General features: G+C 58.0%; 12 protein-coding genes and 1 pseudogene. 6 read left to right on the plus strand and 7 right to left on the minus strand.

All coding sequences use genetic code 11. The features are described from left to right. The first annotated feature begins 202 nt into the window (after window positions 1–202). The 5 genes from NTX71_04070 to NTX71_04090 all read left to right on the plus strand — a co-directional run bounded on the left by NTX71_04070 (window position 203) and on the right by NTX71_04090 (window position 8,304). Window positions 203–1,255, plus strand: a complete 1,053-nt coding sequence (locus tag NTX71_04070) for an AAA family ATPase (GenBank protein MCX6339079.1) — start codon at window positions 203–205, stop codon at window positions 1,253–1,255. 9 nt (window positions 1,256–1,264) lie between these two features. Then, complete coding sequence (locus tag NTX71_04075) at window positions 1,265–2,188, plus strand: DUF58 domain-containing protein (GenBank protein ID MCX6339080.1); 924 nt, start codon at window positions 1,265–1,267, stop codon at window positions 2,186–2,188. A 204-nt stretch (window positions 2,189–2,392) separates the two neighbouring features. Then, on the plus strand, window positions 2,393–4,393 hold the full coding sequence (locus NTX71_04080) for a BatA and WFA domain-containing protein (protein MCX6339081.1): 2,001 nt from the start codon (window positions 2,393–2,395) through the stop codon (window positions 4,391–4,393). 147 nt (window positions 4,394–4,540) lie between these two features. Further along, on the plus strand, window positions 4,541–7,180 hold the full coding sequence (locus NTX71_04085) for a VWA domain-containing protein (GenBank protein MCX6339082.1): 2,640 nt from the start codon (window positions 4,541–4,543) through the stop codon (window positions 7,178–7,180). A gap of 350 nt (window positions 7,181–7,530) precedes the next feature. Next, entirely contained in the window at window positions 7,531–8,304 is a 774-nt protein-coding gene (locus NTX71_04090; GenBank protein ID MCX6339083.1) for a PDZ domain-containing protein, read from the plus strand. Window positions 8,305–8,474: 170 nt separating this feature from the next. Here NTX71_04090 and NTX71_04095 read toward each other — a convergent pair whose 3' ends face one another. After that, window positions 8,475–9,671: an acetate kinase gene (locus NTX71_04095; GenBank protein ID MCX6339084.1), complete on the minus strand. Its 1,197-nt coding sequence runs from the start codon at window positions 9,669–9,671 to the stop codon at window positions 8,475–8,477. Window positions 9,672–10,058: 387 nt separating this feature from the next. Then, window positions 10,059–11,069 carry a phosphate acetyltransferase gene (gene pta / locus NTX71_04100; protein ID MCX6339085.1) on the minus strand — a complete coding sequence of 337 codons (1,011 nt, stop codon included), beginning with the start codon at window positions 11,067–11,069 and terminating at the stop codon, window positions 10,059–10,061. A gap of 544 nt (window positions 11,070–11,613) precedes the next feature. Between pta and NTX71_04105 the strand changes: the two genes are divergently transcribed. Continuing rightward, window positions 11,614–12,426, plus strand: coding sequence for a caspase family protein (locus NTX71_04105; protein ID MCX6339086.1), 813 nt, complete (start codon window positions 11,614–11,616; stop codon window positions 12,424–12,426). 265 nt (window positions 12,427–12,691) lie between these two features. Here NTX71_04105 and NTX71_04110 read toward each other — a convergent pair whose 3' ends face one another. The 5 genes and pseudogenes from NTX71_04110 to NTX71_04130 form a co-directional block, all read right to left on the minus strand. Continuing rightward, window positions 12,692–13,648 carry a transglutaminase-like domain-containing protein gene (locus tag NTX71_04110; protein MCX6339087.1) on the minus strand — a complete coding sequence of 319 codons (957 nt, stop codon included), beginning with the start codon at window positions 13,646–13,648 and terminating at the stop codon, window positions 12,692–12,694. Window positions 13,649–13,703: 55 nt separating this feature from the next. Continuing rightward, window positions 13,704–14,378, minus strand: coding sequence for a GyrI-like domain-containing protein (locus NTX71_04115; GenBank protein ID MCX6339088.1), 675 nt, complete (start codon window positions 14,376–14,378; stop codon window positions 13,704–13,706). Next, window positions 14,375–14,575: pseudogene (locus NTX71_04120) on the minus strand (TrmO family methyltransferase). Before NTX71_04120 ends, NTX71_04115 begins: the two are co-directional and overlap by 4 nt. Window positions 14,576–14,605: 30 nt before the next feature. Further along, entirely contained in the window at window positions 14,606–15,091 is a 486-nt protein-coding gene (locus tag NTX71_04125; protein MCX6339089.1) for an SAM-dependent methyltransferase, read from the minus strand. A gap of 183 nt (window positions 15,092–15,274) precedes the next feature. Beyond that, window positions 15,275–16,219: an AraC family transcriptional regulator gene (locus NTX71_04130; GenBank protein MCX6339090.1), complete on the minus strand. Its 945-nt coding sequence runs from the start codon at window positions 16,217–16,219 to the stop codon at window positions 15,275–15,277. Between the last annotated feature and the right edge of the window lie 198 nt (window positions 16,220–16,417).

Here is a 16,417-nt window from a genome sequence, read left to right on the forward strand (position 1 = left end):
CGGCCAGTTTTAACAGGTTTTCTTTCGTTGCTTCCGAATGCGTTAGATTTAATGTGGGATTTTTCATGCTTTAAGATTAGCACGAAAAGCCCACTATGTCACTTTATTTAAGACGTTTGTATTAGTAACAAGTAACGAGAAGCTGTTTTTGCTGTTTTAAAGTCCTCTGTGTCTCCGTGGTAAAAATATAAGGAGTATTGCTATGGTTAACCGGCAGAGCAAATTTACGGGCAGGGATGCGATCGATGAATTCCATAAGGCGTTCGTCATGCTTCGCGACGAGATTGGCCGGCTCATCGTGGGCCAGACCGAGATCGTTGAGCAGGTGCTCATCACGTTCTTTGCCCGCGGCCACGTGATCCTCGAGGGCGTCCCCGGCCTCGGGAAGACGCTGCTCGTGAAGTCTCTCAGCAAGGCGCTCGGCTTTGATTTCAAGCGCATTCAGTTTACCCCCGATCTCATGCCCGCCGATATCATCGGCACCCAGCTCGTCATGGAGGGTGAGCACGGCGTCAAGCGCTTCGAATTTTCCCCCGGCCCTATTTTCACCAACATCCTCCTCGCTGACGAAATCAACCGGGCGACGCCCAGGACCCAGTCGGCGCTCCTCGAGGCGATGGAGGAGCGGCAGGTGAGCGTGGCGGGAGTGACGAGGGCGCTTACGGAACCGTTTTTTGTCCTCGCGACGCAGAATCCCATTGAAATGGAGGGCACCTACCCCCTCCCCGAGGCACAGGTGGATCGTTTTTTCTTCAAGGTATTTATAGATTATCCAACCCCCTCCGAACTCAGAGAGATCCTCAAGCGCACGACTGCGGGGGGGGGCTATGAGGTCAAGCCGGCGTTCCCGGGGGAATCGGCCGCGGCTGAACTCAGGGAGATGCAGAAGCTCGTCCGCGAGGTCCTCATCTCCGCCGACATCGAGCGGTACATCATAGATATTGTTACGGCGACGCGGCCGGACAGGAGAAAGGCCTCGTCCAGCGACGCCCGCATGGTGGATAAATATGTGAGCTACGGCTCGAGCCCCCGCGGCGCCCAGGCGCTGGTGCTCGCCTCGAAGGTCGTCGCGCTCCTCGATGGGAGGGCGAACGTGAGCTACGAGGATGTTGACAGGGTGCTCTCTCCGGCGCTCAACCACAGGGTCATGCTCAACTTCGAGGCCGAGGCCGATAATGTTTCCGCCGATACAATCCTGCGCGAGGTGCGCGAGGAAGTGCGGAGGGCGCGCGAGATCGGCCGTGGGTCCGCATGAGTGCACGGTATGCTCACTAAGATATTCTCCCCCGAGTTCCTGAGGCGCCTTGAGGCCCTGTGCATCCAGAGCATCAAGGAGTTCCGCACGGTACGGAAGGGCGACCGCCTGGCCAAGATAAGCGGCACGAGCCTCGAGTTCGCGGACTACCGCAAGTACTTTCCCGGCGACGAGATCCGCCACATCGACTGGAATATCTACGGCCGGACAGAGCGGCTCTATCTGAAGACCTTCAAGGAGGACATTGACTTTTCCACCCACGTCCTCATCGACGCGAGCAAATCGATGCTCTACCCCGAGAGGGACGGGAAGTTCGAGTATGCCCGCAAGCTCGCGCTCGCCCTGAGCTACGTGGGGCTCTCCACCCACAGCAATGTGAAGGTCGCCGCATTCTCGGACCTTGAGACATCGGAGCAGTTGACCGACACCTCGTTCATCAACGGCCCACCGTTCTTCTCGAAGCGGAGCGGTATATTTTCGATCAGCGACTACCTCTTTGGCATCACTCCCGGCGGCGGCACGGATTTCGTTGGGTACCTCAACCGCTACACGAGCCTCACCAGGGGGCATCGCGGGGTCTTTGTCATCCTTTCCGATTTTCTCTTTGAGCCCGAGGCACGGCGGCGCGGGCTCAATCTGCTCCGCTATCTCAACTACGACGTGAAGGTGATTCAGGTGCTCGGCCCCGGGGAGATGGACCCGTTCCGCGGCATGTCTTCCGCGGAGGTGGTTGACGTGGAGACGAACGAGAAGAAGGTGATCTCCGTCACCCCCGGCGTCCGGAAGAAGTATGCGGCCGCGCTGGAGACCCACATGCGGGAACTGAGGGACTTCTGCAGGGCCAGCCGGATCATCTACGCGCTCGCGCTCACCGATAACGATTTTGAATCGTTTGTCCTGCGGGAGCTCCCCCGCATCGGGATCATCAAGTAGAGGTCAACTTTTTACCACGGAGAACACGGAGGGCACGGAGGGAAGAACACGGAGAGCAAAGAGAATATAGAGTGCTATTTTTTACAAGAGCATAAGAGTGAAAGGGAAGAGAACGAGCTCCTTGCCTTTTTGCTCATGGTGAAATGAAAAATATTTTTCTCCGTGCGCTCCGTGTAATCTCCGTGTCCTCTGTGGTGAAACAGTATGGGCTTAGCGAATCTTTCGGGACTCATCTATCTCCTCTCCGTTCCGGCGCTCGTCTACATTTACTATTTCAGCCGGAAAAAAAAGAGGGTGGAGATATCGAGCATCATACCCTGGCGGCTGCTCAGGGAGAGTGTGGTGAGGAGCAGCCTCTTCAGGGCGGACCTCCTCTTCTACCTCCAGCTCGCGCTGCTGCTGATCCTGGTGACCGCCGCGTGCAGGCCGTACTGGCGGAGCGCCGCACCGGAGGCGCAGGGGCGCCACGTCATCGTGATCATGGACCGCTCGGCGAGCATGCAGACACGAGAGGAGGGGGGGAGCCGGTGGGACCTCGCCCGCGATCGTGCGCTCAGGCTTGTCCGCGGGCTCGCGGATCATGACCGCGTCACGCTCATCGCCACGGGGGCGCGGGCAGAAACTCTCGCCTCCGCCGAGGGGAACCGGCCACGGCTTGAGGCGATCCTCCAGGGGCTCGCGCCGGCCGACACGCCTGATGCGATGGCCCCCGCGCTTCAACTGGCGCTCGGCCTGTTCGGCGAGCCGAGGGGAATGAAACAAGGGACTGCCCCGGAGCGGAGGGGAGAGACCGCGCTCCATATTTTTACTGACAGGAGCAGTGAATCGCTTGGCCTGGGAAAGCATCCTTCCGCGGGCAGTATCCATATCGAGCGCGTCGGTTCACCGAAGGAGAACGCGGGGATCACCTCGCTCTCCATCTACAGGAACCTCTTCTCCGCCCGTCCGCAGGTGTCAGCATACGTCACCGTGGAGAACCTTTCAGGGCAGCCGTTCTCCGGCTCGCTGCGGGCGCTCGTGAAGGGGAAGGAAATTGCCTCCCTCCCGATTGCGCTGGAACCGGGCTCCTCTCGCACCACTCAGGTTGGCGAACAACTCCCTGAGGGCGTGGTGGAGATCGTGCTCGATCCGGCGGATGCCCTCCGGATTGACAACAAGGCATATCTACTGCTGCCGGGGAGGCGGGCGGTGCGCATCGCCCTTTTCACGAGAGATGTGAAATGCGCGGAGCAGTTCCGCGGGCTCGCGTCAGCCATCCCCCGCCTCACGCTCGATGTGCTGAACCCTGCCGCCTACGGCACCGTTGACATGGCGCCCTACGCGGTCGCGATCTTTCACCGCTGCGAACCGGAGAAGGAACCCGGGGCCAATCTCCTTATGATCTGCCCGCCGACGAAGAGCAGGATCGTGCGCGTCGCGAATGATTGGGTTTCAGGAGTGAGCTTTCTCGATTGGGATGAGAGCCATCCTGTCGGAGAGAACCTCCGTGGCCTTCAGAATGTTCCTTTGAGCGGCTCACGCGTGGTTGATACCCCCCCCTGGGCGAAGCCTGTGGTGATCTCGGCGACGACCGCAGGAGATATACCGCTCGTGACGTGCGGTGACTACAAGGGGCGCAGGGCGGCGGTGGTGAGCTTTGATCTCTCGGAGATGGAACTGAAAAAAGAGAGCTCACTCCCCGCGCTTATTCTCCTTCTCAACGCGATCAAGTGGCTCAGCACGGATGAGCGCGACCAGATCAAGACCGGCGAGCCGTATGAGACACTGGTTCCCGAGGGCGGCCGGCGCAGTCCCGGGAGAGGCAAGTCCATGGATGATGGCATCAGGGCCACCGCCGGTTCCTGCACGGTGATCAATCCCCGTGGTGGGGAAGAATCAATCGGGGTTACGCCGGGAGAGCCGCTCGTGTTCGCCGGCACAGATTATGCCGGGTGCTACCTGCTCACGGGGAAGTCAGTCCAAAAAACTTTCGTGGCGAATTTATGCAGCCGGATGGAATCGGATCTGAGGTCAGATGAACAGGGGGAGGACAGGGTGACTGTCGCGGAGGTGGTCGCGGTGAGTGCCGCCCGTCAAGAACCTCCTGATCGGAGTGTGCTTTTCTTTTCACTCGCCGCGCTCCTCATACTCCTCGAGTGGATGATCTGGTCGGCGGGGACCGGGCGCGCCAAGGCGGCAACCGCGGCGGGGGATGCCACGGAGTAGCGGGTCGGATGAATCCGACCCCTACAATAAAGTGACACTTATTGTAGGGGCTTGATCCTTCGGCTTCGCTCAGGACAAGTTTTATCAAGCCCGCTTTGATGCGGGTTCGGTAAATCGAACCCCTGCAAGAAATCCTAGTTAGGCAAAATGATGGATATCATAGGCAATTTTATCCAGCTCGCAGCACGCCATGGCCTCGAGTTCACGCGCCCACACTATCTGCACTATCTCTGGCTGGTATTCGGCCTGTGGGGATTGGGTGCGATCGCCTGGAGGAAAACGAGGCCCTCGAGGCTCATCGCCGCGTTGTGTCTTCGGACGATGGTGTTCATCCTCATCATCCTGGCGCTGTCGGGTACGAGCATCACGCGCGAGGAAGAAAGACCGGCCGTCGTGCTCGCCGCCGTTGACGTCTCTGACAGCATGGGTGAACAGGGCAGGGCCTGGGCGATCGCGCGTGCGCGGAAGATCATCGAGGGCGCCGGGAGGGGGACAGAGAAGGGGGTCATCCTTTTTGCGCGCGGGAGCGAGATGAAACACCAGATCGCGAAGGAAATAGGCGGCGATTGGTTTGCCTATACTGTCGGGACCGACGCGACCGACATCTCTTCCGCGATCAGGGCTGCATCACTGGCATTTTCCGCCGCCGGGCCAAAACATCTGCTCATCTTCAGTGACGGCAATGAAAACATGGGAGACGCGCGCGCCACGGCGGCGCAGGCATCGCGAGACGGCGTCAGGATAGACTGTTTCTCTCCGTCCGCGAAAGAGGAGGCGCACGCATCGCTCGTGAAGCTCGACATGCCGGAGGAGGTCAACGTTTCTGAAAAGTTCACCTTGAGAATTATTGCGGAGAACAGCGGCGCGGAGGCGATCCCGCGCACCCTCACGCTCATGGATGGGGAAAAGATGATCAAGCAGTGGCAGGTGAGCCTGCAGCCGGGTACCAACGCTTTTGAGCTCCCCTACGACATTGTGTCTCCGGGAACGCACCGGCTTACCTCATCGCTCACCCCTGGTGAGGCGGGGCGGGGTGCCGTTGATGAGCAGTCCATTTCAATGCCGCTCCTTGTCGTTGACCGCCCGAAAGTGCTCTGCCTGAGCGGAACGGGGGAGGGCAGGGACTTCCTCGCTGAGGCGCTCTCACCCAGAGACATAGACGTGAAGGTCGGTGGCGCTGAGATCCTGCCCGAGAAGCTGGAAGAACTCCTCGCCTACGACTGCGTCGTGCTCTCCAATGTTCAACGCTCGTCATTGAGCGAACGCCAGATGAATATGCTTAAGACCTACGTGCGTGACCGCGGCGGCGGCTTTATCATGCTCGGCGGCCCGCGCAGTTTCGGACCCGGCGGGTACAAGGGGACGACGATCGAGGAGATTCTGCCGGTGAAGATAGAGCAGGAAACGCCCTTCGAGACGGACAAGATGGTCCGGCTCTGCACGATTCTCCTGATCGACAAGTCTGACAGCATGTCGCGGGGCTTCGGCGGCAAGCTTATGGCAGCCAGGCGCGCGGCAGAAGAGTTGGTGAAGCAGCTCAAGCCGAATGACAGGGTCGGCGTCATCGCGTTTGACACCGGCTCTGACGTGATGGTACCGCTTGAGCTTGTGGATAATAACAAAGACTATATCATAGACCGTATTCGCAGAATCCAGGGCGGTACAGGCACGCTGATCTCGAGGTCGCTCGAGGATGCGCTGAGGCAGATGACGGCAGTTGCCGGCAGGGTCAAACACGTGATACTGATCACTGACGGCGATACGAATGACATGAAGTCATACGATTACCGGAGCCTCATCAGTTCTTTTGGCCGGGAGGGTATCAGCGTTTCCACCGTGGGCATCGGCGGTGATGTAAACAGCGCATTCCTGCGCGCGGTCTCGATCGGAAGCGGGGGCGATTACTATTATGTCAAAGACGCATCCACGCTTCCCCTGATCGTGCTCGAGGACAACCGGAAGACTCTCCAGAAGTCCGGCTTTTCTGAAGAAGCGTTCATCCCCAAGATCGGCGAAAAGAGTGAGATGCTCAAGGGGATCAGCCAGGAGCAGATTCCGCGCCTGCTCGGCCATACCATTACCATGGCCAAGGACCGCGCCGAGGTGGCGCTCTACACCGACGTCAGAGGCCCCAGAGACCCCGTTCTCGCCGGGTGGCGCTGCGGCCTCGGGAAAACCGTCGCGTATGCCTCGGATGCAGAGGCGCGCTGGTCGAAGGAGATGGTGGGGTGGGAGATGTTCAGCAAGTTCTGGGTTCAGGTCCTCAGGTGGACCATGCGTGAGCGCTCATCTGATTATTACCTCGTGAGGGCCAGGACCGAAGGGGGCCGGCAGTATTGTGAGTTGCAGACCTTCAGCCCGTTGCGGGAGGGGACGTCGTTCAGGATCGGACTGCCAGCGAAACCGGGGGAGAAGGGGCGCACAGTGCGCCTCCATCAGGTCGCCCCGGATACGTTTGCGGGAGAGGTCAGGGATCTCGCTCCCTCCATAGACTCAGTCACTGTTGAGAAAATAGAGCACGGGAAACTGATTGATCGCAAGGAGGTTGCGCTCATCCGCCGAATCGCCTCGCAGCTATCCTCTCCGGAGACATCGGTAAGAGGAAACAACGAAGATCTCCTCCGGGCGGTCGCCCAGGCGGCGCGCGGGCGGCTCAATCCTGGAGACGATGAGCTTGCCTTTTCGGCAGAAAAAGTCCCAGGGAGCAGGAGCCTTGCCGGCGCCCTCCTCCCCTGTGCCTTTATTTTCCTCCTCTTGGAAATCGCGCTCCGCAAGCTCCGGATGTAGTACCCGTGGTTCCGCCCCATCAGTGACACAGTGCCTCCTGGACATTCCCCAAAAGCGTAACATCAAAATAAACAATATGTTGTGTCGGAAATGGATGCTGTAGCAGTGAAGTGAAACAGACATATTTTATAGCTGTATTCCAATGCACAATCCACCACGGAGGCGCGGAGGACACGGAGATAACGTAATACCCTAACCAATAGGTCATTATAGTAATTCTTTCTCTGTGGGTTCTCCGTGCTCTCTGTGTCTCCGTGGTGAAAAATTACCTTGGTTCCTGAAAAATGGGTAAACTCCGAAGATTGCCTCCCCTTGCGGGTGGAGCGGCTGCGGGATATAATGGTGAGCGCATGAGAGCCGTCATTGAGCATTGGATACACACCCGCATTACCGGAAGGGGAGTCATCGTCATGGCTGCGGTGCTCCTCTCCTGGCCGTATGCCGCGTCCGCGCGCTCCGTCCTCGACGGGCTTGAGATTGTCGAGAGCGAGAAAGGCGGAGGGGTCGAGATACTGACGCTCACCTCGTCCAGCCCGGCGGCCCAGGCGCAGCTCCGAGTCGGTGATTGCATTACCTCGGTCGGAGGGGAGAAGATCAAGAATCTGGACGATTACGTGAGGGTCTCCAAACAGTTTAAGAACAAGAAGAGCGCCGTGAGTGTTGACTATGTGAGAAAAGGCAGCCGGCACACGGCTGAATTATCGCTCCACAGTTCGCCCCTTCAGGAGAAGTGGGGAGTGACGGTGGCGCCATGGCGGGAGTCGGGGGGGAAAAAGGATGCGGAGTACTGGCTGGAAGAGGCGAGAAAGCAGATACAGGAAAATGAGCGCACGTCCGAAAATGAGCTGCGGCCGGTTGATTACGGCAAGGTATTGCTCTCTTTCTTCACGTCGCTGAACCAGAATCCGGATGCGCTCGGCACCGCGATGCTCATCGGCCGACAGTACGGAGCGCTCGCCGGGCTCTATTACCGGAGGGGAGAAAAAAAGAAGGCGATCTGGTGCCTGAGGCGCGCGCTGCTGATATATGGGAACGGTCTCCAGAGGGCGGGCGGAGTTCAGGAGATAGTGCTCGTCAAAAATGGCCTCACGGATTTGCAGAGGACAATGGTAAAGATGAACTGATTTTGTCTTACCACGGAGACACGGAGGGCGCGGAGAATCTAAAAACATAACCGCGGATTTTGCTGATTATGCGGATTAATTCTCACCACAGATGAACACGGATTATTCTTGTCCAAAAAACCAGAAACTAGAGACTGTTTTTGCTGTTTTTAGGGCCTCCGTGGTGAGACTTAGATGCGGTGAGTAATAAGTCGGTAGGTATCGCGGGCGATGACGAGCTCTTCGTTGGTGGGGATCACCATCACTGCGATTGTTGAACGCGGCGTCGAGAATATGGCCTCATGCCGCTCATTTTTCTTCTCATCGATTTCCACCCCGAGGTGTGTCGCATAGGCGAGAATGTGGGAGCGGATCGTCGCGCTCTTTTCCCCCATGCCTGCGGTGAACACGATCGCGCCCACGCCGTTCATCGCCATCGCGTAGGCCCCGATGTACTTTGCGGCCCGGTAAGTGAACACCTCCACGGCGAGGATCGCGGGCTTGAATCCCTTCGCGGCATCCTGGAGGATATCGCGCATGTCCCGTTTGTCGCATATGCCGAGGAGCCCGCTCTTCTTGTTGAGGAATTCGCTCATCTCCCCGATCCCCATCCCCTCCCGCTCCATGATATAGAGGGGCACGTAGGGGTCAATATCGCCTGAACGCGACCCCATCACCAACCCCTCGAGCGGCGTGAAGCCCATCGAGGTGTCCACCGAGACGCCGTGCTTCACCGCGGCGATGCTGCAGCCGTTTCCGAGATGGCAGGTGATTATCTTGAGCTCGCTCATCGGCCTCCCGAGTATCCTGGCCGCTTCCTGGGCCACATACATGTGAGAGGTCCCGTGGAAACCGTAGCGCCTGATCTTGTACTTGAGGTACATCGTGTACGGGATGGCGTAGGCGTACGCCTTGGGCGGCATGGTCTGGTGGAAGGCGGTGTCGAAAACGGCGGCCTGCTGGACACCAGGGAGCAGCTTCATGCACGCCTCGATGCCCAGGAGGTTCGGCGGATTGTGGAGCGGGGCTATCTCGCAGCACTCCCGTATCGCAGCGAGCACGGCGTCGTCGATCAGGACTGATTTAGAGAAATGTTCTCCTCCGTGGACAACCCTGTGGCCGACCCCTTCGATCTCCATCAGGTTTTTTACAATGCCGTGCTCGGGATGCGTGAGAAGGGATGTAATCTCCCCGATGGCAACGTTGTGGTCGGGGATATCTTTGGAATACTCAATCGTGTCTCTCCCCGGGACGTCGTGGGTAATCGTCGAGCCCTGGAGGCCTATCCGGTCCACGAGGCCCTTTGCTAGGCGCTTTTCAGCCCTGTCAATTTCAAAGGCCTGGTATTTGATCGACGAGGAGCCGGAATTGAGGACGAGAATCTTCATAAGTGCGCGAATAGCCTAGCAAAGAATCCGCTATTATTGTATGGAAAAGAGTGGCAGGAAGTAATGGGTCAGAAGGTGTGAAAAAATTGGCTTGTAGGGGTCGGATTTATCCGACCCGCCCTTCAGGACTCGATAAATCGAGCCCCTACAGCCTATGGTTTGCAGAGAGTGATAGAATTCCGATTTTTTCACACCTTCTCAGTTATGGGGGGCGCTAATTCACTCCACTCAGTGTTTTCATCCACGGATTGACACGGATTTACACTGATAACCCGTTTATTACTGAGAGCAGGAAATGTTTGACACGTCATTGCAATGACAACCTTAATGCTGATTTTTTCACACCTTCTGAGGGGTTACGTCGAAAATAGGGGGAGAAAGGGCGGATCAGAACCCGTGCGCCTGGACGACGGTCACCGCGGCGACGCCGACCACGTCTTCGGCCGTGCAGCCTCGGGAAAGGTCGTTGACGGGTTTGGCGAGCCCCTGGAGGATGGGGCCGTACGCCTCGGCCCTGGCGAGCCGCTGGACGAGCTTGTAGGCGATGTTCCCGCTGTTCAGGTCGGGGAAGATGAGGACCCGCGCCTTGCCTCCGACGGGGCTCCCCGCCGCCTTTCGCGCGGCCACCGCCGGGACGATCGCCGCGTCCACCTGGAGCTCGCCGTCAATGATGATGTCCCTGTTGTCGGGGAAACGGCGCGCGGCCTTTGCCCGCGCGAGCTCTGCGGCCTCGGCAACCTTCGTCGTGAGAGGCCCTTTTGCGGAACCCTTTGTCGAGTAGGAGAGGAGGGCGACGACGGGAGGGATTCCAAAGTGGATCGCCGTATCAACGGTTTCGACGGCGATTTCGGCGAGCTGTTCGCTCGTGGGATTTTCCACCACGCCGCAGTCGGCAAAGGCGAAGACATCTCTGTCCAGAACCATGAAGAAGAGACTCGACACGAGGGAGCATCCCTTCTTGCACTTGATGATCTGGAGCGCAGGCTTGATTGTTTCTGCGGTGGAGTGGGTAGAGCCGGAGACAAGGCAATCTGCCTCTCCTTTATACACCATCATCGTCCCGTAGTAAATCCAGGAGAGAATTGTCTCCCGCGCCTGGTCGAGGGTGACGCCCTTGTGGCGCCGGAGTTCGAAAAAGGTCTTCGCGTATTCTTCTCTGTCAGGAGACTGGGCGGGGTCAACTATGGCGATGCCCTCAGCGCTCATACCCATTGATTTCAGACTCGAGAGAATCAAGTCATTTTTACCAAGGAGGATGGGTTTAGCGATACCTTTCCTTGCGAGGATCGCGGCTGCTTTCACGATGCGCTCATCGTGCCCTTCCGGGAGAACCAGCTTTTTGGGATCCCCCGCAGCCCTCGTGAATACCTCTTCAAGGAATGCGCTTTTCTCTGGCATCTGCTGCTCTCCCCGTCTGAATAAACGCGCGAGACAGACTGGTTCATACCCTCGTGCAAACTTCTGCAGTATAAGGGAACTGCTCAAATAAATCAATCCCAAATCCCGCGCCCGAGTAATGCCTCAGTCAGGCACTGACAATGATAGCTGGCTGTCATTGCGAGGATGCCGAGTCCCGCTAAGCGGGACGAGGCAGCCGTGGCAATCCCCCTCTGAAAGCCTTTTAAGTGAGATTGCTTCGCTCCGCTCGCAATGACAGCAGCGTGCGTATCAGTGCTTCACTGAGGCATTACGCGCTCGATTTTATAAATTGCCATCCCGCCTGCCATGGGGTACTATCTCACTGCCTCTGAATTTCAATGTGATTTGCACCTGATTGACCTGATTGCTCTGATAGGAATTTCAATAAATCAGGTTAATCAGAGAAAACTTGTCCTGAGCTTAGCCGAGGGATCAGGTGCTAAAAAGTTGCTTTAGCTAACTTGCAAGAAGGGCAGTTTTGACGGAGATTGCCCTGAACCGTCACTGATCATAATTTCAAACCATGAGTAAAAGAGCGGTGTGCGTGGGGATCAACGATTATCCAGGTGTTGAAAACGACCTGAACGGGTGTGTGAACGACGCGCGGGCATGGGCGGCAGTTCTCATCGAGCTGTTCGGTTTCTCTCCGGGGGATGTGAGATTGATCCTCGACGGCGAGGCGACACTGCGGAATATTCTCTCAGCGCTCGATGAGCTCATCGGTGGCGGGCGCAGCGGCGACGTTCTCGTCTTTGTCTATTCAGGGCACGGGACATGGATTCCTGACACAGGGGTGAAGGACGAGGTGGACGGCAGGGATGAGGCGCTCGTACCCTGTGAGGCGGATTTCGGCAGGCTTATCCTTGACGATGACCTCCGCAGCCGTTTAGAACGAATAGGCCCGGGTACCTCATTTACCTTCATCGCTGATTCCTGTTATTCAGGCACGGTGACGAGGCTTCTCCCGGGCCGCGCGCGGGAAGGGAAGGTTCGCTTTTATCCGCCCCCCCTTGACCTCACCAGAGAAGTAGGCCCGAGCAGCCCTTTGAAGAAGAGAATCTCAAATGTCAGCGAAGGGCGCATGGGAGAAATCTTCATGAGCGCCGCTCGGGATGACGAACCGGCCGCCGAGGATATTTTCGAGGGTGTCAGCCGGGGGGTGTTCAGCTACTTTGCAATCAAGACGCTCAGGGAATCAGGACCGGGGATCACCTACGAGGAGTGGTGTGCCCGCATTCGCAGTTCAATCACGGGCGCCGGTTTTTCGCAGTCGCCGCAGCTCGAAGGCCCCTCCCGCCTCAAATGCCGCCAGGTATTCTCGCCAGTTTCGGCCTGAGGGTACTCGCTATACTCCAGGCCTCTCACCCTGTCAGTATTTAAGGGTGCGGTATTCTCACCACAACAAACACGAAGATAATGTTTGAATTTTTACCACGGAGGCACGGAGGACACGGAGATCTTTAAAACGGCAACAACAGTTTCTTGTTTTTGGAACAAGAATAATCCGTGTTTATCTGTGTTAATCCGTGGCTAGAATTAATCCGCTTAATCCGCGGTTAGGTTTTGAGTCTCCCCGTGCCCCCCGTGATGAAACGTTATGTTTACGGTTTCCAGTCTGAAGGCATCCGTAGCGCCTGATTTGCTTCGTAGAACGATCTGAATATTTTGAACGACGGATCACGTTCGGCAGTCACGGCGGCGATTGCATCCAGCAGGCGATGCTCTTCGAGGCCCGACTCTCTCTCCCTGCGCATGATATTGTTGCAATCCCAGGGGAGGACTTCGACCCTGTTGAGCGCCATGAAGTCGCGGACGAGATCGCCCCTGACAAACCACCAGCCCTTCATGTCGAATATGCCGCAGAGGTCCGGATCCAGTTTTCCCTCACGGCACATGTTCCATGCATCTCCCCCTGATACGAATGTGCCCGGTGGCAGGTCAAGGGGATTGAAGGTGATGTCGAGCGATTTTATCTGCACCTCGTCCAGTTGGGGATCAATGCGCACCCAGCGGCGCCGCTGCGCATTCCAGTACTCGCACACCCAGTGGTCCACGTATCGCCCCGGTATGAAGTAGGTCGCGAAGCCGCACCTCGCCCGCGCGGGGATGCCTTTGTGTTTGAGCATCGAGCAAAGCAGCACCGTGTGGTCCCTGCAGTTGCCCACCATGCGTTTCAGCGGTTCGCGCGCGACCGTGAGCGGCCTATTGTCAAGCTCCATAATCCTCCCCAGTATTCTCTCGACCGTCCGCAACTGCACCTCGTTCTTCCGTTCTTCCGGGATCGTGACGCCGTACTTGTCCGCCATGAAAATGTGCAGCATCACTCCCCTGACGACCGCGCAGAGCCCGGGGACATCGGAAGGAAGATTCTCGTAGAGATATGTATATTTTCCCGGATCAGTTATTATCCCTTGCGTGGTGTAGTACTTCAGCATGTCGTCCGCCTGCTCCGGTGGGCGTTGAGCACCCATCGTGCTTTTCCCCCTGGCCAACATCCGGCATGAACCCAGGGAGAAGATGAGCAGGCACACAAGTAAAACTGCTGCGATAGTGCGCACAGGAATCCTCATTGCGCCCCCTTTGCCATAATTGTGAAGGCCTGGGTTCATCTCATCAGAGCGGCTTCACGGGGATACAGATGTCCACGACGTGTTTTTTTTCGGGGTGCGTGCAGGAGTCGTTCTTCTGTATCTCGAAACTCAAACCTTCCGCGGCGCGATAGCCGTTGTCCTTCAGCCAACGCCCGTACATGAAGCCCCATGCGTCCCCGAATTCCCGGGACGCGATGACAAAGCTCCCCACCGCGTACGTATTTTCCGGGATGGTCATCGCGGAAATGCCGTCCGGCACGGGAACGATCTTCGGCAAGGTGATCCCGAGCCAGAGCCGTTGTTCGCTCTTGGGAACCCCTGGGGGATCGGGATAGATGCATATGATCTTGGTTGTGCGGGGGAAGTCCCAGTAACCATTCGGGATAGCCCACGCGGTCAGTTTCCCCAGCAGCGTGTCGTAGATCCGGTTGTTGTTCTCGTAGTCCCCTTTGCATTCAACGTACGCCACATGAATCGCCGGCAATCTCTCCACGCGTATTACTCCTTCCGTGGTCCGGTGGGGGTGCGTTGTGCAGCCGAGCGCGACAACATAACCTGCCATCGTGCATGCAACGAACGATTTCACTCTGCTTCCGATCGTCATGATGAGCTCCTTTGTTACAGATCGCGGCGCTTCGCGCCGTAGATCCATGGTGCCCAAGGGTGGTTTGTCCCGCGCGAGGACCGGCGCCGTCACTCCGGCCTCCACTCAGGCCAATTCTTGATCCACTTCGGGATCCGCGCCTCTTTCACCCGGTCGCAGCAGGGGAAGTAGGCCTTCAAATCCAGGATGGGGGTGCCCTCCTTTGCGTCAATGCCGGCGATGCGGACGATTCCCATTTTCTCGTCGACCGAGACGATCCTGTAGGTGGTGAGCTCCACGGGGTTCGGGCGGCAGGGCGCGCGGGGATCGGATTCCCGCTATCACGCATGCACGATCTCCGATTCCCAGTCGAAAGCGGCCGAATCCTCATACCATTTTGGCCAGTGGCTGCACCATTCGGGCACAGTCACGTTCCGTATCCTTTCGATAGAGGGGTGATACGGTTTCAGATCGACGACCGGCGTCCCGTCCTCCGCATCGATATAGGGAATGTGGATCAGGCCAGCGGCATAGTCTATCTTCAGTATGGGTGCCACGGTGAACGCTATCGGATTTGGCCTGAGAGGGGAGCGCGTCGCGAATACCCCGATCTTCAAGGGAGATTTTCTGTACGGTTTATCGCACTCCACCGTCTTCCTGGACTTGCCGTCATCGAATTTATGACACCACCAGAATACGTTCAGATGGCTGAAACCATCCAAACCTTTCAAGCCCGGTAGATACTCCCTGTCAATCTCCAGATGGAAACCATTCTCTCCTGCTCTCACATATCCTATCGGGGAGATACGGAAATCGCCTCTGTCCATTTTGTAGCTCCTTCGAGTTGTAGTGCACGATGCTCCCCCGCGCCGTGCGGGTCTGATGGAATGAACGAAACCGGAGCGAGTGACCATGCATGAGGAGCGAGGCCGCTCCGGGATCGGGTCCCGGCGGGCCGCACCCTCGCCTCCCCGCGTGAGGGGGGAGAGGGTGGACGTACGGGGCCGCCGTCAGAGCGGCTTCACGGGGATACAGATATCGACCGTGGCTTCGCCCTTCGGGTCCGTGTCCGGGTCGTTGTGGTAGAACTCCAGGCATGGCGCGTCTCCCGGCTGGTAGCCGCTCGACGGGAACCACTCGCCCATGAGCGACTGGAAGACCGGCCCGATATCCTGCGGCCGCCCGCGCCAGCGGCAGACAGCGTATTTCCCTCCCGGGAACTCCTTCGCCGACACGGGGCCCTCCGGCTGCACATTATCACCAATGGTGATGCACGCGTCATAACGGCACTTGGATATGGGGGTGATATCCGGGTTGTCGTAGGATGCGCCGATGACCTTCGTGTCCGGCCCGAAGAGCCCGCGTGGCCCCGCCCACCGCATCAACGTCTCGTATGCCTCGTTGATGCAGTTCTTCTCGTAGCCTCCTTTGCTCCGCACGTACGCGACGCGGTGCGCGGGGAGCTCTTTTACCTCAACCTTCATGTTGCACCTCCTCGGTCGTAAGGTTGATTGTTGACGACCCCCACTATACCCGAGGAGCTTATTCGATGCTTTGCCCGCCTTGCTTTTCGATTTGCGTTTCTTGCTTTTCTTTGTGCCGCCTCCGGCGCGCCATTCGGACGCGCTCATGCCGAAGTGGTCGCGGAACGCCCGGGCGAACGTCGCCGAGGAGCCGAAGCCGCAGTCGAGCGCGACATCGGTGACGCTCTTCCCGGGATCGTACAGGAGGGAGGCGGCCGCCTTCTCAAGCCTGAGGCGGCGCACGTGATCGTACAGCGTCTCTCCCGTCATCGCCGTGAAGAGCCTGTGGAAATGGTAGGGGCTGAAGAAGGCGGCGCGGGCAATGGCATTGACCGAGAGATCGGCGCCGAGGTTGTCCCTGATGTGGTCCAGGGCGAGATTGATGCGCCGATCATATTCGCGGATGAGGGCTGGGCGGTTCGTTGTTTCCATGGATGCGTTTATCATACCACACGAACGGCTGAACGCACAGCATCGTAGTCGTGTGGTCTGTGATTCAGACAGTGGGGAAGGATTTATGGCGAAAGCCTGACGTTGGATTAGCGCAAAGCTATGGGTATTGGATGTGGGGGGAATACACACCATAAAAGGAAGGCTCCGTCGTGCAAAAAAGCACGTTTAGACAAGGAG

Source organism: Candidatus Auribacterota bacterium (genome assembly GCA_026392035.1).
Classification (GTDB): Bacteria; Auribacterota; Tritonobacteria; order UBA1439; family UBA1439; genus JAPLCX01.

What these genes read in the sequence shown, in the direction of transcription:
- NTX71_04070 (MCX6339079.1), top strand. Translation starts at nt 203, where the DNA reads ATGGTTAACCGGCAGAGCAAATTTACGGGCAGGGATGCGATCGATGAA.
- NTX71_04075 (MCX6339080.1), top strand. Translation starts at nt 1,265, where the DNA reads ATGCTCACTAAGATATTCTCCCCCGAGTTCCTGAGGCGCCTTGAGGCC.
- NTX71_04080 (MCX6339081.1), top strand. Translation starts at nt 2,393, where the DNA reads ATGGGCTTAGCGAATCTTTCGGGACTCATCTATCTCCTCTCCGTTCCG.
- NTX71_04085 (MCX6339082.1), top strand. Translation starts at nt 4,541, where the DNA reads ATGATGGATATCATAGGCAATTTTATCCAGCTCGCAGCACGCCATGGC.
- NTX71_04090 (MCX6339083.1), top strand. Translation starts at nt 7,531, where the DNA reads ATGAGAGCCGTCATTGAGCATTGGATACACACCCGCATTACCGGAAGG.
- NTX71_04095 (MCX6339084.1), bottom strand. Translation starts at nt 9,671, where the DNA reads ATGAAGATTCTCGTCCTCAATTCCGGCTCCTCGTCGATCAAATACCAG.
- pta (MCX6339085.1), bottom strand. Translation starts at nt 11,069, where the DNA reads ATGCCAGAGAAAAGCGCATTCCTTGAAGAGGTATTCACGAGGGCTGCG.
- NTX71_04105 (MCX6339086.1), top strand. Translation starts at nt 11,614, where the DNA reads ATGAGTAAAAGAGCGGTGTGCGTGGGGATCAACGATTATCCAGGTGTT.
- NTX71_04125 (MCX6339089.1), bottom strand. Translation starts at nt 15,091, where the DNA reads ATGGACAGAGGCGATTTCCGTATCTCCCCGATAGGATATGTGAGAGCA.
- NTX71_04130 (MCX6339090.1), bottom strand. Translation starts at nt 16,219, where the DNA reads ATGGAAACAACGAACCGCCCAGCCCTCATCCGCGAATATGATCGGCGC.